The sequence below is a fragment of the Pseudomonas sp. 8_5_2 genome (genome assembly GCF_059295255.1).
On the sequence record NZ_CM181238.1, the window covers coordinates 3,976,939 to 3,997,409 of the forward strand.

Genomic DNA, 20,471 nt, shown 5'->3' on the forward strand with positions numbered 1-20,471 from the left:
GGCTGCCTGTGCCGGCGAACAGGCCGTCACAGGCGGCATCAATTCACTGATCGTAACTGACGCCGCTCACATACCAGGTTGCTTCACCGGTAGGCGTCTGCACCACCACCTCATCGCCCTCCGCCTTCTTCAGCAAGGCACGGGCCATGGGCGAGTCGATCGAGATGTAGTCGTTGCGCCCGTGAATCTCGTCATAGCCGACGATGCGAAACTTCTTGGTATCGCCCTCGTCGTTCTCGATCTCTACCCAGGCACCGAAAAACACCTTGCCCTCCTGCTGCGGCGAATAGGCAACCACCTTCACGTCCTCGAGACGCTTGCGCAAGTAACGTACCCGGCGGTCGATTTCGCGCAGCAGCTTCTTGTTGTACTGGTAGTCGGCGTTCTCGCTGCGATCACCCAGCGACGCCGCCCAGGCGACCTTCTGGGTGATTTCCGGGCGATACACCCGCCACAGGTGGTCCAGCTCTTTCTTCAGCGCCTCATGGCCTGCGGTGGTGATGATATTGGTGCTCAACGGCGCGCTCCTCAGGGGCGGGTGATCAGGCCTTGGCGCGCAATGCGGGTCAGATGACCGATGACATCGGCGGCCACCTCCGGCGCCGGGGCCTGGATCACCGCCAGGTCAAAACGGTCATTGCCGTACTGCGCAAGGTGGCAGCAGGCATCGGCGAACTGGATCAGGAATGCACGCGCCTGGCCCTTGCGCCGGGACAGACCTTCGAGGTGACGCAAAAGGGTGGGCTGATGCTGGCCGCCGAGCAGGATGCGCGGTGTGCGGGACGCCTGGCTGGCAGGCAAAGGGCTCAAACAGACACTGGTACGTGGGCAACTCATGGTGCTTCTCTCCGCCTCGCGAATCCCGCTGGGCAGCGGTGGGAGGCGTCACCGAACCAGCGCTTTAGCGGTATTTCGGAGACCTTGGGAGGGCCATCCTGCGCCCCGCAAGTAGCTGTTTAAATCGGCGCAGGCGGTATGCTAGAGCGAGGAGCTGCAAGTTGCAAGCTACAAGCTGCAAGCACAAAGCAAGAGCGGGCAACACGCGGCCAGCTCTCGCTTGGGGCTTGCAGCTATGACTTGCAGCTCATCAACGGGCGATCAGGCGGTCCAGCGAGAAGCGCCCTGCCCCTTCGATCATGACCGCGACGGTGCCGGCCAGCAGGGCCAGGGCGAATTCATAGCCATTGTTGGACATGAACAGGCCATTGCCGATGTGCACGGAGAAAATCGCCACCACCAGGGTGGCACTCAGGGCCAGGGCCGCCGGGCGCGCCAGCAAACCGATCACCAGAGCCACGCCGCCGAAGAATTCGGCACTGCCAGACAGCAGCGCCATCAGGTAGCCCGGGGCCAGGCCAATGCTTTCCATCCACTGGCCGGTGCCTTCCAGGCCGTAGCCCCCGAACAGGCCGAACAGCTTTTGTGCACCATGCGCCATGAAGATCAGGCCAACCAGGATGCGGATAAAACTGAGGCCAGCGCCAGCACGGGTAGAGAAAAGGGCGTTGAGGGTAGCGTTGTTCATGTCAAAGCGTCCTTGAAACGGAGAGTCTGTGTTGGAATGGACGTCATGATAATCGATTAGTCAGATATGAAAATCGCGAAATATCTAACATAAGAATCGAATAAATCGATTTGTCAGCGCCTCGCTACGCGCTCCAGCACGGCGCGCTCGCGATTGAACGCCAAGAAGTACTTGTTGACGCTGTTGACGAAATTGACCGGTCCCATGCCCACCTGCTCCATGGCAACGCGCTCGGTCTGGAAGAACCACTGGTTACCGTTGAGGCCGCGCCGCCGCGCTTCGGCGCGCATGGCCTGAACGCGCTCAGGGCCAAGGTTGTAGGCCGCCAGCACAAAGGCCATGCGCTCACGCTCGTTGATCCTGGGGCTGGCAAAGAACTTGCGCCGGATCAGGGCCAGGTAGCGGGCGCTGGCCTGGACATTGCCATCTACCGTGGCGGTGTTGCTCACGCCCACGCGCTGGGCTGCAGACGGGGTGATCTGCATCAGGCCATGGGCCCCACCACTGCCGCGCGCAGCAGGGTTGAGCGTCGACTCCTTGAAGGCCAGCGCAGCCAGGTTGAGCCAGTCGATCTGCTGCGCCGCGCCATGCTTCTGCAGCACCGCACGCACCGATGCCAAGCGCTGGCGGTCCTTGCTGGCCAAAGGGTTGTGCACCCGATACTGGCGGCGGTAGATGCGCTCGAATGCAGCGTCCTGATTGTCCGGCGCACGATAGCCCTTGAGGAAGCGATCAACGCTGGCGAGCAATTGCGGCGCATCTTTTCCCACATACCAGCGCATGGCCTGCGGCGCCCCAAGGTGCACGCGGCTGTCCAGGCGCAGGCGCGGCATGACCCGCGCCCAGCGCCGGGCGATCGGCTGCTCGACCACAGTCAGGTGATAGATGCCGGCCTGCACCATCTCCAGCACATCCTCTACTGCCAGCGTCGAGTCCACCCACTCCACCTTGATCGGCGCACGCTTGCGCAGCGCCAGCTGCTGGTTGACCTGCTGGATCAGCGGGCCGGCGGCGCTGGCGCTGGTCAGGGCCACGGTACGCCCGGACAGCTGTTCAACCTTGCTGAAGCTACGTTCACCTTTACGCCCCACCAGCATCAACGGCACCTGGTCGAGTATCGGCGCAGTGCTGCTGACGCCGCGCACCACGCTGGGGTCGAGCAGCTCGCCTGGCGCAGCCAGGTCACCCTCGCCCCGTTGCAAGGCGCCCAGCAACTGCTCCTTGGCCCGCGGAATGAGTTTCAGCTGGATATGCTGGCCATCCTCGGCGCGGGCGTTCAGGTAATGTTCCAGTGCGCGCAGGCGATAGTACTCGACACCCACCGGCTCGCCCTTGACCTCGCCCGAGCTGTTGCGGCTCTGATTGACCAGCACCCGCAGCACCTTGCTGGTGCGGATCTGTTGCAGGTCAAGGACCTTGGCAGGCGGAATGTTCTGCTGCGGCCCTGGCAAGCGCGCATAGGCCGGACCGGTCAGGGCCAGCCCGAGCGTGAGCAGCAAGATGAGCCAGCATCGCAGCATGGGAGAACGTGTCCGTGGTCGGTGGGCAGCATCCATGGTTTGCACCGCCAAGTGATAAATGACAGTAAAAGACCACGGCAACAGCATGAAGTTCTTGGTTTTTTCAGAAAAACGAGATGTTTGCTATGCTGGCCGCCCCGCGGCACGAGGTAGCACCATGCAACTGATCGATATCGGCGTCAACCTGACCAACAGCAGTTTCCGCGACCAACAGGCGGCTATCGTCGAGCGCGCGCTCGAAGCCGGGGTAACGCAAATGGTGCTTACGGGCACCAGCCTGGACGTCAGCGAACAGGCGCTGGAACTGTGCCAGCAACTGGATCCGTGCGGCGCGCACCTGTTCGCCACGGCGGGGGTACACCCGCACGATGCCAAGGCCTGGGATGCCGGCAGTGAGGGCCGGTTACGGCAACTGTTGAACGAACCCCGTGTGCGCGCCGTGGGTGAATGCGGCCTGGATTTCAACCGCGACTTCTCCCCTCGCCCACTGCAGGAAAAAGCTCTGGAAGCACAGCTGGCCCTGGCGGCCGAACTGCGCCTGCCGGTGTTCCTGCATGAACGCGACGCCAGCGAGCGCTTGCTGGCGATCCTCAAGGCGTACCGTGATCACCTGACCGGCGCAGTGGTGCATTGCTTTACCGGTGAGCGCGACGCGCTGTTTGCCTACCTGGACATGGACCTGCATATCGGCATTACCGGCTGGATCTGCGACGAACGCCGCGGTACCCACCTGCACCCGCTGGTAGGCAACATTGCCGAGGGGCGGCTGATGCTGGAGAGCGATGCGCCTTATCTGCTGCCGCGTAGCCTGCGGCCCAAGCCGAAGAGCGGGCGCAATGAACCGGCGTTCCTGCCCGAGGTGTTGCGCGAGGTGGCCTTGCACCGGGGTGAGTCGATCGAGCACACGGCGGCGCATACCACTGCCACTGCGCGGGCGTTCTTCCAGATCTGAAATCTGAGCCGCCCTGCATACGCGGGTTCACCCGCGAATGGGCCAGACCCGGCGGTCAGTTTCTCCTGGCCGTTCACCGCTGCCGCCGCCACCGCATTCGCGGGTAAACCCGCTCCCACAGGGATCACGCACGCTTTTTAAATTTTGCGCAAGACAGTTGTTCCTACAAGCTTTTGATGCATATCAACAAAGCCTCTGAATTGGACAGGCACAATGATGGCACCTTGCCAATATTGTTTCCGCTCAACTCAGAGAAGACCTGCCCATGGGTGCCTGGCTTAGCAATGTTTCCCTGAAGTACAAGTTCTGGGCCGTCAACGCGGTGGCCTTTGTCACGACCTTGCTGCTGGTGCTCTACGCCGTGCACCTTGAGCAACGCGCCCGCGCCGAAGCCGCCCAGGCACAGGCGGCGGCACAAGCCCAGCTGCTGGCGGCCTGGCCAGCTGGGCAAGCACTGCCGCAGCCGGCCAACGTCATCCGATGGTCCGCCGGGCAAACGCCGACCTTCGCCGGCAATGCCCTCGACGCCCTGCGTAACGGCCAGGGTTGGGTCGAACTGCCTGGCCCCTGGATCCTTGGCGACAATCCGCTGCGCGGCGCGCAGGTGCTACGCAACGGTGATCAGCAAATCGCCGTGCTGGCCCAGTCGCCAAGCCTGCGCCAGGTCTTCCTCAAGCGCTTCAGCAACTACGCGGTGTGCGTGCTGATCCTGATGCTGGCCATGCTTGGCGCCTCGCAGCTGCTGATCCGCTTCCTGCTCAGCCAGCTCAACACCCTCAAGGACGTGATGCTGCACGTGGAAAAAACCGGTGACCTGGCTGCCCGGGTACCCCTGGCCTGTGGCGACGAGGTCGGCCAGATGGCCGGGGCGTTCAACGCCATGCAGGCCACCTATCACCGCGTGGTCAGTACCGTCGCCCACACCGCAGCACAACTGGACTCGGGCGCCGCACGCCTGGCTGCCAGCATGAGCGACGTGCGCCACGGCATGCTCGGCCAGCAGAGCGAGACTGACCAGGCCGCCACAGCCATCAACGAAATGTCCGCGACGGTGCACCACATTGCCCAGCACGCCGGCGCCACCCGCGACCTGTCGCAAACCGCTGACACCCTGGCAGGCAGTGGCCAGGAGGTCGTCAGCCGGGTGCAGGATTCGATTTCCGGGCTGTCCAGCGGCGTGCAGCAAACCGCCGAAATGATTCGCCAGCTGGCCGAAGACAGCCAGAAGATCAACAGCGTGGTCAGCGTGATCCACAGCATCGCCGAACAGACCAACCTGTTGGCGCTCAACGCCGCCATCGAAGCGGCGCGCGCCGGTGACCTGGGCCGCGGCTTTGCAGTGGTGGCCGATGAGGTGCGTAACCTGGCCAGGCGCGTGCAAACCTCCACCGACGAGATCACCACAATGGTCTCGGCCTTGCAGTCGGGCACCCGCGATGCGGTGGAATTCATGCAGGAAAGCTCGTACAAGGCTGACGACTGCGTCAGGCAGGCCCAGGAAGCCGGTGCAGCGCTGGCTGAAATCACCGGCGCGGTGGCCCAGATGCGCGAAAGCAATACCCAGATTGCCGTGGCCGCCGAGCAACAAAGCCAGGTGGCCGAGGAAATGAACCGCGCCGTGGTGAGTATTCGCGACGTGACCGAGCAGACCGTGCAGCAGACGGTGGGCTCGGCAAACACCAGCAGCGAACTGGCGACCTTGGCGGGACAGCTGAACAAAGTCATTGGCCAGCTCAAGCTATAGTCGCGATAGGCCGGCTTGATTGGCCCCAGGCCGGCGGCAGCACTAAGCTTTGGGCATGACCGAGAGGATATGCCCATGAGCAAACGCCTGCCCAACCTGCGCGCCTGGCAATGGCGCGGCTACCACCATAATCACCGTCACCCGGCCAACCTGGTATTGCACCTGATTGCCGTGCCACTGTTCATCCTGGGTGCGTTGCTGGTGCTGTCCGGTCTGTTCGGCCTCGATCTGGGCCAACTGGCCGTTGGCATCATCGCCCTGATCGCCGGCCTGGGCCTGCAGCGCCACGGTCATCGCCTGGAGGCCGAGCAGCCCGAGCCGTTCGCCAATCGCCAGGACGCCGTGAAGCGGCTGCTGACCGAGCAGTTCATCACCTTTCCGCGCTTCGTGCTGAGCGGGAGCTGGTGGAAAGCCTGGCGGGAGCGGCACAAGCACCGCGATTGACTGCAGCAGTAGCGGGCTCAGGCAAATACGGTCACAGTCTGCCGGCTCAAGGCCAGCAACTCGCCCTCGGCCGTCCACAGGGCTGCTGCAGCATGTCCATAGCCGTCTCGCGCATGCTCCGTTTCTACGCAATAACGGCACCAGTCCAGTGTGGACAGCGTCGGCGTGGGCTGGATGAACTCGATGGTCCAGGTCAGTGTGCTGCCCGCCGCAGGCTGCTTCAGAAATGGCATCAGGCTCGGCGGCCAGGCATCGACCAGCGCCAGCAGGTGGGCCTCCGTGACCTGTTCCTCGGCTACGTCGCGCAAGCGCACCCAGCCGCCCATCTTGCGCGACTGATTGCCACTGAATGGTAACCCGCCCACCGCCCAGCGTAACGCCACATGCCGCATGAACTCCGGGGTTACGCCTTTGATATAGGGCAGTTCGGGGGCCGCCTCGTCGAGGGCTTTCATGTCCATGGCCGGCAGCGCCGGTACCTCAACCGTGGAAGGCCGCCCTGCCCCGAAGTTACCCTGTACCAGGGTCACCACCTGGCCTTCCTGAACGGCGCGGCCCAGCAAGGTACTGACCGCCTTGCCTTCACGCAGCACCTCCACCTCGAAACGGATTGGCACATCGGCCGCAGCCGGCGCCACGAAACTGATGGCCAGCGAGCGCACAGGGCGGCTGTCGGAGAGTTTCAGGCGCATGGCTTCATAGACCATGGCCGCCATCAGCCCGCCAAAGGCCGCCCGGCCCTGAGCCCAGCTGGGTGGAACGCTGACCGACTCGGGGTTGGCGCGCACGGCGTCGAGCAGTTGATTGAAGTTCATAGGCCGGCTCCTGCCTGCAGCGAAAAAGGTCTGCCCATCCTAGCCAGCAAACGCCTGGCGATCAGCCCGCATATCGGTCATTTGTCGGGCTGGCGCCGCGCCAGTGCCTGCTGCAGGGCATCCAGCGTCACATCCGACTGACGCTCGGCTTCGTGCAGTTCTCGCTCCCAGGCCACTTTGCACGGCGCCAGGTCGGCATGGTCGCGCACTTGCAGCAACCATTGCAGGCGGTCATGCCAGTCACCCAGGTCACCCTGAGCCTTTTTCAGTAATCGCTGCAGCTTATTGCCGGCATGGTCGAGCTGCGGGTAGGCCTCATCACCATAACGCGCGCGCTTGATCAACAACCGCAAGCGGTGGCGATCGTGGGCCGGGTCCTGCAAGGCGTGGTGCAATTTGCGCCACTGCTTGACCAGGCGTTTGTCGATACGCTTGTCGAGTGACTTGACCAAGCCCTCGCGGCCCGCCGCACGCAGGAACAGCGGAAACGCGTCGACGATTGCCAGCACCTTGGTAAGTTGGGGGCTGGCAGCAACACTGGCAAAGGTCCTGCCACGCCCTTCCAGGCGTCGCTGTCCGGCTCCGGTGTAACCACGCCCCAGTAGCTCGGCCGCGAGCACCTCGCGGTCACGCAACGGCGTGGTCAGGGTACCCAGCGAACTGGCGGCTTCCTCCAACTGCTCCACCCCGGGCAACCCGCGCAATGGCCGCAGCAGGCTGCGCAGGCGCCGCAGGGTGGTGCGCAGATCGTGCAAGGCCTCGCTGTCAGTATCGGCGGCCAGGCGCTCCCTGCAGGCCAGCAGACGGACTTGCAGGGCCAGTACCTGGGCAACCACGTGATCGAGCATGGCAGACATCAGACGCTCCTTGGTCAGCGCCCGGCGCGCGATTCACGAATGTAGAAACGCGCCTTCTCGGCCTTGCGGGTACAGCTTTCGTAACCTTCGAACTGCTGCTGGGTCTTGGCCCCGGTCAACAGCGACAACGCCTTGGAGTAACTCACGGCACCGGCAAAGCCTTCGGACTTGGCCAGGTCCAGCTCCTTCCAGGCGGCATCCAGCTGGGTTGCGCAACTGTCCCGGTAGGCCGTCTTGCCCGCACAGCCAGCAAGGGCCAAGGCAATCAGTGGAAGGCAGATCCAAGCTTTCATCGGTGACACCTCAAAGGTAAAAAGTTGGCGATTTGACGCCCCTGCTGTTGAAAAGTGCCCTGATCGGCTGCTTCACTTGGCCAGCATTATCACAGTAGCTCAGTGCGATCTACATTGAAGCACAGGTGGCGATAGGTGCATTGTAGGACCATGGTTGCACTGGCCGGGGAATGTTCATGAGTAAACGCGTTGCACTGGTACTGGGGTCGGGCGGTGCCCGGGGGTATGCACACATTGGCGTGATCGAAGAAATCGAGCGACGCGGCTATGACATTGCCTGCGTAGCGGGCTGCTCCATGGGCGCGGTGATTGGCGGCATCTATGCCGCGGGCAAACTGGAGCATTACCGCAACTGGATCGAGAGCCTCGACTATCTGGATGTACTGCGCCTGGTCGATGTCAGTTTTCGCCTTGGCGCCATCCGCGGCGACAAGGTGTTCGGGCAGATCCGCAAGATCGTCGGCGAGATCAACATCGAGCAACTGCGCATTCCCTACACGGCGGTTGCAACCGACCTTACCAACCAGCAGGAAATCTGGTTCCAGGAAGGCTGCCTGCACCAGGCCATGCGTGCCTCGGCAGCCATTCCCAGCCTGTTCACGCCGGTCATGCAAGGCAACCGCATGCTGGTCGACGGCGGCATCCTCAACCCGTTGCCGATCGTGCCGGTGGTGTCCAGCCATTGCGACCTGATCATCGCGGTCAACCTCAACGCCACCAACCAGAAGCAGTATCAGCTGCCGGTGATCGAACGCCCGGCGGCGTTCAAGATGCGCTTCGATGCCTTGCTCAGCTCGCTGGGTTCGCGCTTGCCGTTCCGGCGCAAGCCGGCAGAGGAACTGATTCGCATCGAACAGGAAATCGTCGCCGAAGGGCTGGCACCGCCCAGCCCCTGGTTGAGCGATGCCACCGACCCGGACACTCAGCAGCCGGCGGCGGCACCCGAGCGCGAGGGCGCGCCGAAATCGGCGACCGGCTCGTTCATCATCGACAACGTCGGGCCCGCCTCACTGCTGGACCTGATCAACCAGAGCTTCGAGGTCATGCAGACCTCGCTTGCGCAGTACAAGATTGCCGGCTATCCACCGGATGTGCTGATCAACGTGCCCAAGCGCGTGTGCCGGTTTTTCGAGTTCTACAAGGCACCGGAGCTGATTGCCCTGGGGCGGGAGATTGCGCGGGATACGCTGGACAGTTATGAAGGGGTGAAACGCTAGAGCCAGCCTGCACTGGCGACAGAAACGAAACAGGCCGCACTGGGCGGCCTGCTTCTTCATGCAACGATCACCTTAGTAACGGGTGATGTCCGCATTGGCTTCCAGCTGTTTGCGGAAGGCCGCAAAGTCTTGCTGGCCAGCACGCGACGCGAGGTAGCGGCGGATCTGCTGCTTCTCTTCGTCGGGGGCGGTTGCGCCTTCGTTGACACCCTTGAGCTGCAACACCACCAGGCTACCGTCACGCAGCACGACGCTGCCGTACACCGGCTTGTCCTTGGCTTGCGGCTTGTTCAGGCGGAACAGCGCCTGCAGTTCGGCCGGGTCGATACCGTCCTCGCCCCGGGTGACGGCTTCATAAGCCTTCCAACCCTGCCCTTCGTGCACGCTACCTGGTGCGATGGAGCCATCACGCAGGCCGGCAATCAGCTTGTCCGCCTTGGCCTTGAGCTCGGCTGTCGCCTTCTCCTTGGCCAGGTGTTCGCGGATGCTGCTGGCCACGGCTTCCAGCGGCAGTTGCTCAGGCTTGCGGTGCTCCTTGACGCGCAGCACCACGGTGGTCTCCGGGTCGAGCTCGATGGCGGTGCTGTTGGCAGCCTCATCCAGCACTTCTTCGGAGAACGCCGCCTGCACCACCGAACGGTTGGCAGTGATGCCTTCACCACCCTCGCGGCCGAAGGCTGCAGAGGTGTGCACTTTCAGGTTCAGGTCCTGAGCCGGCTGGCCCAGGTCGGAAGCCTCGTAGGCGGCATCCTGCAGCTGCTTGCTGGCGTCGACGTAACGCTGCTCGACCAGCGGGGTTTTCAGATCGCGGGTCAGCTTGTCCTTGAGGCTGGCGAAGCTTGGCACTTCCGGCGCCTGCACGCCCAGCAGCTTGATCAGGTGGTAGCCGAACTCGGTGCGTACCGGCGCCGATACCTGGCCATTTTGCAGCGTGTACAGGGCATCTTCGAACGCCGGGTCGTAGACCCCCGGGCCGGCGAAGCCGAGGTCACCACCGCTATTGGCCGAACCTGGATCCTGGGAGAACTCCTTGGCCAGTGCGGCAAAGTCTTCACCTTTGGCCAGGCGCTGCTCGATCTCTTCGGCGCGGGCTTTGGCCTGGGCGTCGGTGACCTTGTCGTTGACCTCGATGAGGATGTGCGCCGCATGGCGCTGCTCGGCGAGGTTGGCGATTTCCTTCTCGTACTGGGCCTTGAGTTCCTCGTCGGTCACCTTGACCTGGTCGAAGAACGCCGACTTCTTCAGTTCGATGTAGTCGATCACCACCTGGTCAGGCGACATGAACTCCTTGGCGTGCTGGTCGTAGTGCGCCTTGATCTCTTCGTCGCTGACCTTGACCGCAGCCGGATCGGCCTTGAAGGTCAGCGATGCGAAGTCACGGGTCTGCTTTTCCAGGCGGGCAAAGGCATCGACCTGCTGGTCGGTGACAAAGCTGCTGCCAGCCAGGCCGGTGCGCAGCTGGCCGATGAGCATTTCTTCAGCGAGCATGTCGCGGAACTGCATGCGGCCATAGCCCATCTGGCGGATGACCTGGTCGAAACGGTCGGCACTGAACTTGCCGTCCACCTGGAATTCCGGCGTCTGCAGAATCACCTGATCCAGCGCAGCCTCGGAGAAAGCGAACTTGGCATCTTCGGCGCCTTGCAGCAGCAACTTGCGGCTGATCAGCCCCTTGAGTGCCTCTTCGCGCAGCAATTTGTCATCCAGCAGCGCCGGATCGAAGTCCTTGCCCAGTTGTTGTACAAGCTGGCGGCGCTGCATGTCGGCCGCCTGGCTCAGCTCATTCTGGCTGATGGTCTGGCCGTTCACCTTGGCGGCGTCCTGGCTATGGGTGGCGGCCTGGAAAATAGCTTCGAAACCGGTCAACGCCATCAATACGACGATAAGGCCGATGATGGTCTTGGCAATCCAACCTTGTGAATTGTCCCTGATATTTTGCAGCATGCGTCCCCCAGAAACGGCTGTACCACTGCGTCGACAACCGCGGAGCGTGGGTAGAAACCTGATAAAAGAAAGGCGCATCCGAGGATGCGCCTTTACTTAGCAAACGTGTCAGGCGGGAACGTTTGCGCCCCGCCTTCACCGTGCTCGGACCTGGCCAGGCCGGGTCCGGCTGAAAGACGACTTAGTTGACGGCGTCTTTCAGGCCTTTGCCTGCCTTGAAACCTGGAACCTTGGCAGCTTCGATCTTGATGGCCTTGCCGGTTTGCGGGTTACGGCCAGTGCGCTCGGCGCGATCCTTGACCGAGAAGGTACCGAAGCCAACCAGTACGACGTCGTCGCCTGCTTTCAGGGCACCGGTCACGGAGTCAATTACTGCGTCCAGCGCACGGCCAGCTACAGCTTTCGGGATGTCAGCAGATGCGGCGATAGCGTCAATCAGTTCCGACTTGTTCACTCTAAGTCCCCTTATTTCTCTATTGAGTTTGTTTCTAAGTATGTAATGAAAAGCTTATGAAACGTGCGCTGGGTGGCTTGAAGACAATAGCGTGCCGCTTTATAGCAAGGCCCCGAAAAAACTGTCAAGGAAAGCCCCCCAGCCAAAAACTACTAATGCGTGCTGATTCTTTCCTTAGCATCGCCGTCGCGCTTTTCATCTTTCGCGACAATCTCCGGAGCCACATCTGGCAAGGGCTCCGGGGCGTATTGCAGCGCAATTTGCAGGACTTCGTCAATCCATTTGACCGGTTTGATCTGCAGATCCTGTTTGATATTTTCCGGAATCTCCTTCAGATCGCGAACATTCTCCTCCGGAATGATCACCGTCTTGATCCCGCCACGGTGTGCCGCCAGCAGTTTTTCCTTCAACCCGCCAATGGCCAGGACTTGGCCACGCAAGGTGATTTCGCCGGTCATGGCCACGTCGGCACGTACCGGAATCTGCGTCAGCGCCGACACCAGCGCGGTGCACATGCCGACACCGGCACTTGGACCGTCCTTCGGCGTGGCGCCTTCGGGCATGTGGATATGCACGTCGCGCTTCTCATGGAAGTCGGCGGCGATGCCCAGGCTGCGTGCGCGGCTGCGCACCACCGTCTGCGCGGCAGTGATCGACTCCACCATCACATCGCCCAGCGAACCGGTCTTGATCAACTGGCCCTTGCCGGGGATGACCACGGCTTCGATGGTCAGCAGTTCGCCGCCCACCTGGGTCCACGCCAGGCCGGTGACCTGGCCGATCTGGTCCTGCTGCTCGGCCAGGCCGTAGCGGAACTTGCGCACGCCCAGCAGGTGTTCAAGCTGCTCGCTGGCGACCTTGACCTTGACCTGCTTCTGCCCGGTGTGTTCCTTGACCACCTTGCGGCAGACCTTGGCGATTTGCCGCTCCAGGCCACGCACACCGGCTTCGCGGGTGTAGTAGCGGATGATGTCGCGGATGGCCGATACGTCGACCTCCAGCTCTTCCTTCTTCAAGCCGTTGGCCTTGACCTGCTTGGGCACCAGGTACTTGACCGCGATGTTGATCTTCTCGTCCTCGGTGTACCCCGGCAGGCGGATGACCTCCATCCGGTCGAGCAGCGCCGGCGGGATGTTCATCGAGTTCGAGGTGCACAGGAACATCACGTCCGAGAGGTCGTAGTCGACTTCCAGGTAGTGATCGTTGAAGTTGTGGTTCTGCTCCGGGTCGAGCACTTCGAGCAGCGCCGAGGCCGGGTCGCCACGCATGTCGCTGCCCATCTTGTCGATTTCGTCGAGCAGGAACAGCGGGTTGCGCACGCCAACCTTGGTCATCTTCTGGATCAGGCGACCTGGCATCGAACCAATGTAGGTGCGGCGGTGACCACGGATTTCGGCCTCGTCACGCACACCGCCCAAGGCCATGCGCACGAACTTGCGGTTGGTGGCGGCAGCGATCGACTCGGCCAGCGAGGTCTTGCCGACACCAGGTGGGCCGACCAGGCACAATACCGGGCCACGGATCTTCTTGACGCGCTTCTGCACCGCGAGGTACTCGAGAATGCGCTCCTTGACCTCTTCCAGCCCGTAGTGGTCGGCGTCGAGGATTTCCTCGGCCTTGGTCAGGTCCAGGCGTACCTTGCTCTGCGCCTTCCACGGCACCTGCACCAGCCAGTCCAGGTACGAACGCACCACGGTGGCTTCGGCCGACATCGGCGACATCTGCTTGAGCTTGTTCAGCTCCGCCTGGGCTTTGGCCAGGGCATCCTTCGGCAGGCCGGCGGTTTCGATGCGCTTTTTCAGCTCTTCGACTTCGTTGTGGCCTTCGTCGCCATCGCCGAGTTCCTTCTGAATGGCCTTCATCTGCTCATTCAGGTAGTACTCGCGCTGGCTGCGCTCCATCTGCTTCTTGACCCGGCCACGAATGCGCTTTTCAACCTGCAGCAGGTCGATTTCGGCATCCAGCAGCGCCAGCACGTGCTCGACACGCGTCGACAGGTCGACGATTTCGAGAATTTCCTGCTTCTGCTCGATCTTCAGGGCCATGTGCGCGGCCATGGTGTCGACCAGGCGCCCGGGCTCATCGATGCTGTTCAGCGAAGACAGGACTTCGGCAGGCACTTTCTTGCCCAGCTGAACGTACTGTTCGAATTGCGAAAGCAAGGTGCGTACGAACACTTCCGACTCGCGCTCGGCGGCGTCAGTTTCGTCGATCAGGGACACTTCGGCACGAATGTGTCCTTCTACTTCGGTGAAATTTTCGACGGCGCCACGCTGCTCGCCCTCGACCAGCACCTTCACGGTGCCATCCGGCAGCTTCAGCAGCTGCAGCACGGTGGCAATGGTACCGACGCGATACAGGGCGTCCTCGCCCGGATCGTCATCGGCCGGGTTCTTCTGGGCCAGCAGAAGAATCTGCTTTTCGCCCGTCATCGCTGCCTCGAGGGCTTCGATGGATTTTTCGCGCCCCACGAACAGCGGGATAACCATGTGCGGGTAAACAACGACATCGCGCAATGGCAAAAGAGGCAAGTCGAGGGTTGTCTTCATGATTTCGCCTCTACAACGGCCCTATGGCCGGAAACCGGTGGAAATGATGCTTGGACCTAATGTGGGGGCACGCCTGGGAAATTACAAGCGCTAGCGCAGGAAAAGCAGAAAGGGGCCCGTAGGCCCCTTCTTGCTTGCAACCGGAAACCGGCCATTGCCTGAATCAGGCGTCTGGCGCGGCCTTGGCTTGTGGCTCGCTGTTCTCGTAGATCATCAACGGCTGCGAGGTGCCTTCGATGACGCTCTCGTCGACCACCACCTTGCTGACATCCTTCTTCGAAGGGATCTCGTACATGGTGTCGAGCAGCACGCCTTCAAGGATCGAACGCAGGCCACGGGCGCCGGTCTTGCGCTCCAGGGCCTTGCGGGCAACGGCCTTGAGTGCATCGCTGCGGAACTCGAGGTCGACGCTTTCCATCTCGAACAACTTGGCATACTGCTTGGTCAAGGCGTTTTTCGGCTCGGTGAGGATCTGCATCAATGCAGCCTCGTCCAGCTCATCGAGGGTCGCCAGTACCGGCAGACGGCCGACGAATTCCGGAATCAGGCCAAACTTGACCAGATCGTCCGGTTCGACCTCACGCAGGGACTCGCCGACCTTCTTGCCTTCTTCCTTGCTGCGCACTTCAGCGCCAAAGCCGATGCCACCTTTGGTGGAACGGTTCTGGATGACCTTTTCCAGGCCCGAGAACGCACCACCGCAAATGAACAGGATATTGCGGGTATCAACCTGCAAGAACTCCTGCTGCGGGTGTTTGCGGCCACCTTGCGGCGGCACCGAGGCGACAGTGCCCTCGATCAGCTTCAGCAGCGCCTGCTGCACGCCCTCGCCCGAAACGTCACGGGTGATGGACGGGTTGTCCGACTTGCGCGAAATCTTGTCGATCTCGTCGATGTAGACAATGCCCATCTGGGCCTTTTCCACGTCGTAGTCGCACTTCTGCAACAGCTTCTGGATGATGTTCTCGACGTCCTCCCCCACATAACCGGCTTCGGTCAGGGTGGTGGCGTCAGCAATGGTGAACGGTACGTTCAACAGGCGTGCCAGGGTTTCGGCGAGCAGGGTCTTGCCCGAGCCGGTCGGCCCGATGAGCAGGATGTTGCTCTTGCCCAGTTCGACTTCGTCACCCTTCTTGTCACGCTGGTTCAGGCGCTTGTAGTGGTTGTACACCGCTACGGCCAGCACCTTTTTCGCGCGCTCCTGACCAATTACATACTGGTCCAGGATGCCGCTGATTTCTTTCGGCGAAGGCAATTTGTGCGCGCTGCTCTCGGCCTGGGCTTCCTGCACCTCCTCACGGATGATGTCATTGCACAGGTCGACGCACTCGTCGCAGATAAATACCGAGGGCCCGGCAATCAATTTGCGCACTTCGTGCTGGCTTTTGCCGCAGAAGGAGCAATAGAGCAATTTGCCGCTGTCCTCGCCGTTACGGGTGTCAGTCATTCGATCGATCCAATCCGGTAGGCTTGCAACACAAGATGAAGGCAATTGCGGGCTTTTTCAAGTCCGCAGGTAGGCGCTTTCGGCGCCTGCCTGCTCTGGCACCCCGGTTCAGGAGGCCAGTTGCCGCTTGTCGTAGACCGAGTCGATCAGGCCGTACTCGGCCGCGCGCGAGGCGCTCATGAAATTGTCACGCTCGGTGTCGCGCTTGATGGTCTCGAGGTCCTGGCCGGTGTGGTAGGCCAGCAGCTCGTTCAGACGCGCCTTGATATTGAGGATTTCCTGGGCGTGGATCTCGATATCGGTGGCCTGACCCTGGAAGCCGCCCAGCGGCTGGTGGATCATCACGCGCGAGTTCGGCAGGCAGTGACGCTTGCCTTTGGCACCGGCAGTCAGCAGGAAGGCGCCCATGCTGCAGGCCTGGCCGATGCAGATGGTGGAGACGTCCGGTTTGATGAACTGCATGGTGTCGTAGATCGACATGCCAGCGGTAACGGAACCGCCCGGCGAGTTGATGTACAGATGGATATCCTTGTCCGGGTTTTCCGCCTCGAGGAACAGCATCTGCGCAACGACGAGGTTGGCCATGTAGTCTTCGACCGGGCCAACCAGGAAGATCACTCGCTCCTTCAACAGGCGCGAGTAGATGTCGTAAGCGCGTTCGCCACGGGCGGACTGCTCGATAACCATCGGGACCAGGCCGCCTGCGGCCTGGATGTCAGAGCTCTGCTGAATATAAGAATTGCGGGACATGTCCTGCGCTCACTCCCAAATAGTCATGGCTTGAATACGCACAAGCCAGCGCGAAGGCTGGCTTGTGGAGTTTCCTACGAGAGAAACGTATTACTCGGCTTCGGCAGGTGCCTGGGCTGGTTTTACGGCTTCTTCGTACGAGACCGACTTGTCGGTCACAGTCGCTTTCTGCAGAACAGTATCTACAACTTGTTCTTCCAGCACAACCGAACGGACTTCGTTCAGCTGCTGGTCGTTCTTGTAGTACCAGGAGATGACCTGCTCAGGCTCCTGGTAAGCCGAGGCCATTTCTTCGATCATCTCGCGAACCTTGGCGTCGTCCGGCTTCAGCTCGAACTGCTTGACCACTTCGGCAACGATCAGGCCCAGCACCACACGGCGCTTGGCTTGCTCTTCGAACAGCTCGACTGGCAGCTGTTCTGGCTTGATGTTGCCGCCGAACTGCTGAACAGCCTGCACGCGCAGACGGTTGACTTCATTTTCCAGCAGGGCTTTCGGCACTTCGATCGGGTTGGCGGCCAGCAGACCGTCCATGACCTGGTTCTTGACCTTGGTCTTGATCGCCTGGCGCAGCTCACGCTCCATGTTCTTGCGAACTTCGGTGCGGAAACCTTCCAGGGTCGATTCCTTGATGCCGAACTGGGCGAAGAATTCTTCGTTCAGCTCTGGCAGCACAGGCGCCGAAACGCTGTTGACGGTGATGGTGAACTCGGCAGCTTTGCCCGCCAGGTCCAGGTTCTGGTAGTCCTCTGGGAAGGTCACGTTGACAACGCGCTCTTCGACAGCCTTGGCGCCAACCAGGCCATCTTCGAAGCCAGGGATCATGCGGCCGGAACCCAGCACCAGCTGGGTACCCTTGGCCGAACCACCGGCGAACACTTCACCGTCGACCTTGCCGACGAAGTCGATGTTGACCTGGTCGTCGATCTGCGCAGCACGCTCGACGGCCTCGAAGCGGGTGTTCTGCTTGCGCAGGACTTCGAGCATGTTGTCCAGGTCGGCGTCAGCCACTTCAGCGCTCAGGCGCTCGACGTTGATCGACTCGAGGCCGGCAACGGTGAACTCCGGGAACACTTCGAAGATGGCGACGAATTCCAGGTCCTTGCCCTTTTCGAAGGACTTCGGCTCAACGGCCGGGGCACCTGCCGGGTTCAGCTTCTGCTCGACGATGGCTTCGTAGAAGGAAGCCTGGACCAGGTCACCGAAAGCCTCTTGACGGGCGTCAGCTTCGAAACGCTGACGGATCACGCTCATCGGTACCTTGCCAGGACGGAAGCCTGCAACCTTGGCGCGACGGGCAGTCTGCTGCAGACGCTTGTTGACTTCGTTCTCGACGCGCTCGGCCGGAACGGCGATGGTCATGCGGCGCTCGAGAGCGGAAGTGTTTTCAACAGAAACTTGCATGGATATTCCTCGTTGCACAGACGTTAGCCGGCGTTAGCCCGACTCCAGAATCAAGGGCAAGCATTCTAGTGAGTCGCGCTGCAGAAGTCACCCCACTCGGGACGACGGGAAACTACGCCGGTCGATTAACTTTCAAGGCCCGCACGGGATGCCGCCGAGCCTGCCTCAATTGGGGCTGCAGGCCGCGCCGGGCGGCCTGTCGCCGAAATACCTTGTCAAACAACTGCCAACCCCGAATTCGCCTCCTTTATTGAGGGTCGATTTCGTTGAACTGGCAGTATTCTTCCCACTCCATCCCCAGCGCCTCGGCCACCTCGCGGTGGGTCTCCAGGCGCATGGCCTGCAGCTGTTCCGGGGTTTCGGCGATCAGTTGCAGCGCCAACTCCCAGGGCTGCAGGCCCTGCTCATCGGCCGCATCCTCGAACGCCCACTCGATCTGCCGGGCCTGCTCACGCGCATCCAGCCCGCTGATTTCCTCGAGCAGCTGCGGGTTGGCTTCGGCAAAACGCTGCAGTGCCAGGGCCTGGCGGGCTTCTTTTGCGATCATTGGGCGGTTCCTCTGCCGGGCAACTGGGCCGGTGTTTCAACCGGCTGAAATCTATCAGGTTTTATTGGGGTGCCACTAGGGGATTGCAAGGGGGAAATGATGCGTTTGGGCTTACAGGGGATCGGCTTGGGTTTGGCAGCACCTGTGAGATCGAGCGCCGCCCGCGCGGCGCTTCGCAGCACAAGGCTGCTCCATTTGTTTCGGGCCAATGCGGCCTGTGCCAATTGCGCGCGACCGCCTTGTCATTCCAACTCGATATCTCGACGGGCGCCAGGGGCCGAGCCCCACTTCAACCACCCAAAATCCAAAACAAAAAGGCGCCCGGTCTTTCGACCAAGGCGCCTTCTAAAAATATGGGGTGGACGATGGGAATCGAACCCACGACAACCGGAATCACAATCCGGCGCTCTACCAACTGAGCTACGCCCACCATATTGCAGTGCTGCGGTGTTGCGGTACAACCTTACAGAAGCATGGTGCGGACGAAGAGACTCGAACTCTTACAGCTTGCGCCGCTGGAACCTAAATCCAGTGTGTCTACCAATTTCACCACGTCCGCGTAACGCTTAAAACAAAGGCGCCAGATACTATCGAGGCGCCTTTGAAGAATATGGGGTGGACGATGGGAATCGAACCCACGACAACCGGAATCACAATCCGGCGCTCTACCAACTGAGCTACGCCCACCATATTGCATTACCGCCTACTTGCTTGCCAATGCCGCCTAATGGCGCACCCGGCAGGACTCGAACCTGCGACCATCCGCTTAGAAGGCGGATGCTCTATCCAGCTGAGCTACGGGCGCTTAAGCTTGAAGTCTAACCGAACAAGAACTTGGCAGATAACTGCCAAACCACTCATTCTGCCCGACTTAGCCAACCAGTGCTAGGCTGTGCCCGACAAGTGCGGCGAATCTTATAGGCGACCCCGAAAGTCGTCAACACCTTTTTCAAAAAAATTTAAATTATTTAAGGGGTTAGGGGATTTGCCCGACCACCCGCCTTTGCCCTTGGCGCGGGTCGTGCGAGAATACGCCCTCTTTATTGTTTCCTTCTCGATGGTTAATCACGCGTCTATGACTGCACACCTAATCGATGGCAAGGCGATCGCCGCCAGCCTGCGCCAGCAGATCGCTCAACGTGTCGTGGAGCGTCGCCAGCAAGGCCTGCGTACGCCGGGCCTGGCGGTGATCCTGGTCGGCACCGACCCCGCCTCCCAAGTCTATGTCTCGCACAAGCGCAAGGACTGCGAAGAGGTCGGCTTCATTTCGCAGGCGTTCGACCTGCCCAGCGAAACCACGCAGCACGCCCTGACCGAGCTGATCGATCGCCTCAATGATGACCCGGCCGTCGACGGCATCCTGCTGCAACTGCCCCTGCCCGAGCACCTCGATGCCTCGCTGCTGCTCGAGCGCATTCGCCCGGACAAGGACGTCGACGGTTTCCACCCGTACAACATCGGCCGCCTGGCCCAGCGCATCCCGCTGCTGCGCCCGTGCACCCCGAAAGGCATCATGGCCCTGCTGGAAAGCACCGGCCAGGACCTGTACGGCATGGACGCGGTCATCGTCGGCGCCTCCAACATCGTGGGCCGGCCGATGGCCATGGAGCTGCTGCTGGCCGGTTGCACCGTGACGGTATGTCACCGCTTCACCAAGGACCTGGCCGGCCACGTAGGGCGCGCCGACCTGGTGGTCGTGGCTGCCGGCAAGCCGGGGCTGGTCAAAGGTGAGTGGGTGAAGGAAGGCGCCATCGTCATCGACGTGGGCATCAACCGCCAGGAAGATGGCAAGCTGGTCGGCGACGTGGTCTACGAGACCGCCCTGCCGCGCGCGGGCTGGATCACGCCGGTGCCAGGCGGCGTCGGGCCAATGACCCGGGCGTGCCTGCTGGAAAACACGCTGTATGCGGCGCAAGAGCTGCACAAGTAATACCGCGTGAAGTGAAAACGGCACCTCTGGCAGGTGCCGTTTTTTTTGCCCGTTTTTTTTGCGTGGTTGCGCCGGCCTC

Annotated in this window: 19 protein-coding genes and 4 tRNA genes; 5 read left to right on the forward strand and 18 right to left on the reverse strand. The window is 61.6% G+C overall.

Annotated elements, in window-relative coordinates; all coding sequences use genetic code 11:
- Positions 1-43 precede the first annotated feature (43 nt).
- From greB to AC5O5R_RS18290, 4 genes are all read right to left on the reverse strand, one after another.
- The gene (greB, locus tag AC5O5R_RS18275) at positions 44-517 is read right to left on the reverse strand and encodes a transcription elongation factor GreB (protein ID WP_172220743.1); all 474 of its coding nucleotides are present in this window, start codon (positions 515-517) and stop codon (positions 44-46) included.
- 11 nt (positions 518-528) lie between these two features.
- A complete protein-coding gene (locus AC5O5R_RS18280; protein ID WP_172220740.1) occupies positions 529-837 on the reverse strand; it encodes a hypothetical protein in 309 nt (102 codons plus the stop codon).
- Between the two features lie 250 nt (positions 838-1,087).
- On the reverse strand, positions 1,088-1,525 hold the full coding sequence (locus tag AC5O5R_RS18285; protein WP_172220737.1) for a DoxX family protein: 438 nt from the start codon (positions 1,523-1,525) through the stop codon (positions 1,088-1,090).
- Between the two features lie 113 nt (positions 1,526-1,638).
- Positions 1,639-3,045, reverse strand: coding sequence for an MltF family protein (locus AC5O5R_RS18290; protein ID WP_172220735.1), 1,407 nt, complete (start codon positions 3,043-3,045; stop codon positions 1,639-1,641).
- 157 nt (positions 3,046-3,202) lie between these two features.
- Between AC5O5R_RS18290 and AC5O5R_RS18295 the strand changes: the two genes are divergently transcribed.
- The 3 genes from AC5O5R_RS18295 to AC5O5R_RS18305 all read left to right on the forward strand — a co-directional run bounded on the left by AC5O5R_RS18295 (position 3,203) and on the right by AC5O5R_RS18305 (position 6,185).
- Positions 3,203-3,997 carry a TatD family hydrolase gene (locus AC5O5R_RS18295; RefSeq protein WP_172220718.1) on the forward strand — a complete coding sequence of 265 codons (795 nt, stop codon included), beginning with the start codon at positions 3,203-3,205 and terminating at the stop codon, positions 3,995-3,997.
- Positions 3,998-4,262: 265 nt separating this feature from the next.
- Positions 4,263-5,741: a methyl-accepting chemotaxis protein gene (locus AC5O5R_RS18300; protein ID WP_172220715.1), complete on the forward strand. Its 1,479-nt coding sequence runs from the start codon at positions 4,263-4,265 to the stop codon at positions 5,739-5,741.
- Positions 5,742-5,816: 75 nt separating this feature from the next.
- Entirely contained in the window at positions 5,817-6,185 is a 369-nt protein-coding gene (locus AC5O5R_RS18305; RefSeq protein WP_172220712.1) for an Mpo1-like protein, read from the forward strand.
- Between the two features lie 17 nt (positions 6,186-6,202).
- On the opposite strand, the gene AC5O5R_RS18310 is transcribed toward AC5O5R_RS18305, so the two are convergent.
- The 3 genes from AC5O5R_RS18310 to AC5O5R_RS18320 form a co-directional block, all read right to left on the reverse strand.
- Entirely contained in the window at positions 6,203-7,000 is a 798-nt protein-coding gene (locus AC5O5R_RS18310; protein WP_172220710.1) for an acyl-CoA thioesterase, read from the reverse strand.
- A 77-nt stretch (positions 7,001-7,077) separates the two neighbouring features.
- Entirely contained in the window at positions 7,078-7,857 is a 780-nt protein-coding gene (locus tag AC5O5R_RS18315; protein ID WP_172220707.1) for a CHAD domain-containing protein, read from the reverse strand.
- 14 nt (positions 7,858-7,871) lie between these two features.
- Positions 7,872-8,150, reverse strand: coding sequence for a hypothetical protein (locus AC5O5R_RS18320; RefSeq protein ID WP_172220705.1), 279 nt, complete (start codon positions 8,148-8,150; stop codon positions 7,872-7,874).
- Between the two features lie 176 nt (positions 8,151-8,326).
- On the opposite strand from AC5O5R_RS18320, the gene AC5O5R_RS18325 reads away from it, so the two are divergent.
- Complete coding sequence (locus tag AC5O5R_RS18325) at positions 8,327-9,367, forward strand: patatin-like phospholipase family protein (RefSeq protein ID WP_172220702.1); 1,041 nt, start codon at positions 8,327-8,329, stop codon at positions 9,365-9,367.
- 72 nt (positions 9,368-9,439) lie between these two features.
- Here AC5O5R_RS18325 and AC5O5R_RS18330 read toward each other — a convergent pair whose 3' ends face one another.
- The 11 genes from AC5O5R_RS18330 to AC5O5R_RS18380 form a co-directional block, all read right to left on the reverse strand.
- Positions 9,440-11,311, reverse strand: coding sequence for a SurA N-terminal domain-containing protein (locus tag AC5O5R_RS18330; RefSeq protein WP_494514637.1), 1,872 nt, complete (start codon positions 11,309-11,311; stop codon positions 9,440-9,442).
- 181 nt (positions 11,312-11,492) lie between these two features.
- Complete coding sequence (locus tag AC5O5R_RS18335) at positions 11,493-11,765, reverse strand: HU family DNA-binding protein (protein WP_172220696.1); 273 nt, start codon at positions 11,763-11,765, stop codon at positions 11,493-11,495.
- 152 nt (positions 11,766-11,917) lie between these two features.
- Positions 11,918-14,314 carry an endopeptidase La gene (gene lon, locus AC5O5R_RS18340; RefSeq protein WP_172220693.1) on the reverse strand — a complete coding sequence of 799 codons (2,397 nt, stop codon included), beginning with the start codon at positions 14,312-14,314 and terminating at the stop codon, positions 11,918-11,920.
- Between the two features lie 163 nt (positions 14,315-14,477).
- Positions 14,478-15,761 (reverse strand): ATP-dependent Clp protease ATP-binding subunit ClpX, encoded by a 1,284-nt coding sequence (gene clpX, locus AC5O5R_RS18345; protein ID WP_172285616.1) that lies wholly within the window; start codon positions 15,759-15,761, stop codon positions 14,478-14,480.
- A 108-nt stretch (positions 15,762-15,869) separates the two neighbouring features.
- Positions 15,870-16,511 (reverse strand): ATP-dependent Clp endopeptidase proteolytic subunit ClpP, encoded by a 642-nt coding sequence (gene clpP / locus AC5O5R_RS18350; protein ID WP_027593952.1) that lies wholly within the window; start codon positions 16,509-16,511, stop codon positions 15,870-15,872.
- Between the two features lie 90 nt (positions 16,512-16,601).
- Positions 16,602-17,915, reverse strand: a complete 1,314-nt coding sequence (tig, locus tag AC5O5R_RS18355; RefSeq protein ID WP_172220687.1) for a trigger factor — start codon at positions 17,913-17,915, stop codon at positions 16,602-16,604.
- A gap of 247 nt (positions 17,916-18,162) precedes the next feature.
- The gene (locus AC5O5R_RS18360) at positions 18,163-18,462 is read right to left on the reverse strand and encodes a DUF6388 family protein (RefSeq protein ID WP_172220684.1); all 300 of its coding nucleotides are present in this window, start codon (positions 18,460-18,462) and stop codon (positions 18,163-18,165) included.
- Positions 18,463-18,816: 354 nt separating this feature from the next.
- Positions 18,817-18,892: transfer RNA gene (locus AC5O5R_RS18365), tRNA-His, on the reverse strand.
- A 44-nt stretch (positions 18,893-18,936) separates the two neighbouring features.
- Positions 18,937-19,021: transfer RNA gene (locus AC5O5R_RS18370), tRNA-Leu, on the reverse strand.
- Between the two features lie 52 nt (positions 19,022-19,073).
- Positions 19,074-19,149: transfer RNA gene (locus AC5O5R_RS18375), tRNA-His, on the reverse strand.
- 41 nt (positions 19,150-19,190) lie between these two features.
- Positions 19,191-19,267: transfer RNA gene (locus tag AC5O5R_RS18380), tRNA-Arg, on the reverse strand.
- A gap of 270 nt (positions 19,268-19,537) precedes the next feature.
- On the opposite strand from AC5O5R_RS18380, the gene folD reads away from it, so the two are divergent.
- Positions 19,538-20,392 carry a bifunctional methylenetetrahydrofolate dehydrogenase/methenyltetrahydrofolate cyclohydrolase FolD gene (folD, locus tag AC5O5R_RS18385; RefSeq protein WP_172220681.1) on the forward strand — a complete coding sequence of 285 codons (855 nt, stop codon included), beginning with the start codon at positions 19,538-19,540 and terminating at the stop codon, positions 20,390-20,392.
- Positions 20,393-20,471 lie beyond the last annotated feature (79 nt).

Bases quoted from the DNA above. Each gene is read 5' to 3' on its own strand.
- folD (WP_172220681.1), top strand. From the start codon at position 19,538: ATGACTGCACACCTAATCGATGGCAAGGCGATCGCCGCCAGCCTGCGC.
- tig (WP_172220687.1), bottom strand. From the start codon at position 17,915: ATGCAAGTTTCTGTTGAAAACACTTCCGCTCTCGAGCGCCGCATGACC.
- clpX (WP_172285616.1), bottom strand. From the start codon at position 15,761: ATGACTGACACCCGTAACGGCGAGGACAGCGGCAAATTGCTCTATTGC.
- clpP (WP_027593952.1), bottom strand. From the start codon at position 16,511: ATGTCCCGCAATTCTTATATTCAGCAGAGCTCTGACATCCAGGCCGCA.
- AC5O5R_RS18330 (WP_494514637.1), bottom strand. From the start codon at position 11,311: ATGCTGCAAAATATCAGGGACAATTCACAAGGTTGGATTGCCAAGACC.
- AC5O5R_RS18360 (WP_172220684.1), bottom strand. From the start codon at position 18,462: ATGATCGCAAAAGAAGCCCGCCAGGCCCTGGCACTGCAGCGTTTTGCC.
- AC5O5R_RS18300 (WP_172220715.1), top strand. From the start codon at position 4,263: ATGGGTGCCTGGCTTAGCAATGTTTCCCTGAAGTACAAGTTCTGGGCC.
- AC5O5R_RS18320 (WP_172220705.1), bottom strand. From the start codon at position 8,150: ATGAAAGCTTGGATCTGCCTTCCACTGATTGCCTTGGCCCTTGCTGGC.
- AC5O5R_RS18310 (WP_172220710.1), bottom strand. From the start codon at position 7,000: ATGAACTTCAATCAACTGCTCGACGCCGTGCGCGCCAACCCCGAGTCG.
- lon (WP_172220693.1), bottom strand. From the start codon at position 14,314: ATGAAGACAACCCTCGACTTGCCTCTTTTGCCATTGCGCGATGTCGTT.
- AC5O5R_RS18315 (WP_172220707.1), bottom strand. From the start codon at position 7,857: ATGTCTGCCATGCTCGATCACGTGGTTGCCCAGGTACTGGCCCTGCAA.
- AC5O5R_RS18285 (WP_172220737.1), bottom strand. From the start codon at position 1,525: ATGAACAACGCTACCCTCAACGCCCTTTTCTCTACCCGTGCTGGCGCT.
- AC5O5R_RS18305 (WP_172220712.1), top strand. From the start codon at position 5,817: ATGAGCAAACGCCTGCCCAACCTGCGCGCCTGGCAATGGCGCGGCTAC.
- AC5O5R_RS18295 (WP_172220718.1), top strand. From the start codon at position 3,203: ATGCAACTGATCGATATCGGCGTCAACCTGACCAACAGCAGTTTCCGC.
- AC5O5R_RS18280 (WP_172220740.1), bottom strand. From the start codon at position 837: ATGAGTTGCCCACGTACCAGTGTCTGTTTGAGCCCTTTGCCTGCCAGC.
- AC5O5R_RS18325 (WP_172220702.1), top strand. From the start codon at position 8,327: ATGAGTAAACGCGTTGCACTGGTACTGGGGTCGGGCGGTGCCCGGGGG.
- AC5O5R_RS18290 (WP_172220735.1), bottom strand. From the start codon at position 3,045: ATGCTGCGATGCTGGCTCATCTTGCTGCTCACGCTCGGGCTGGCCCTG.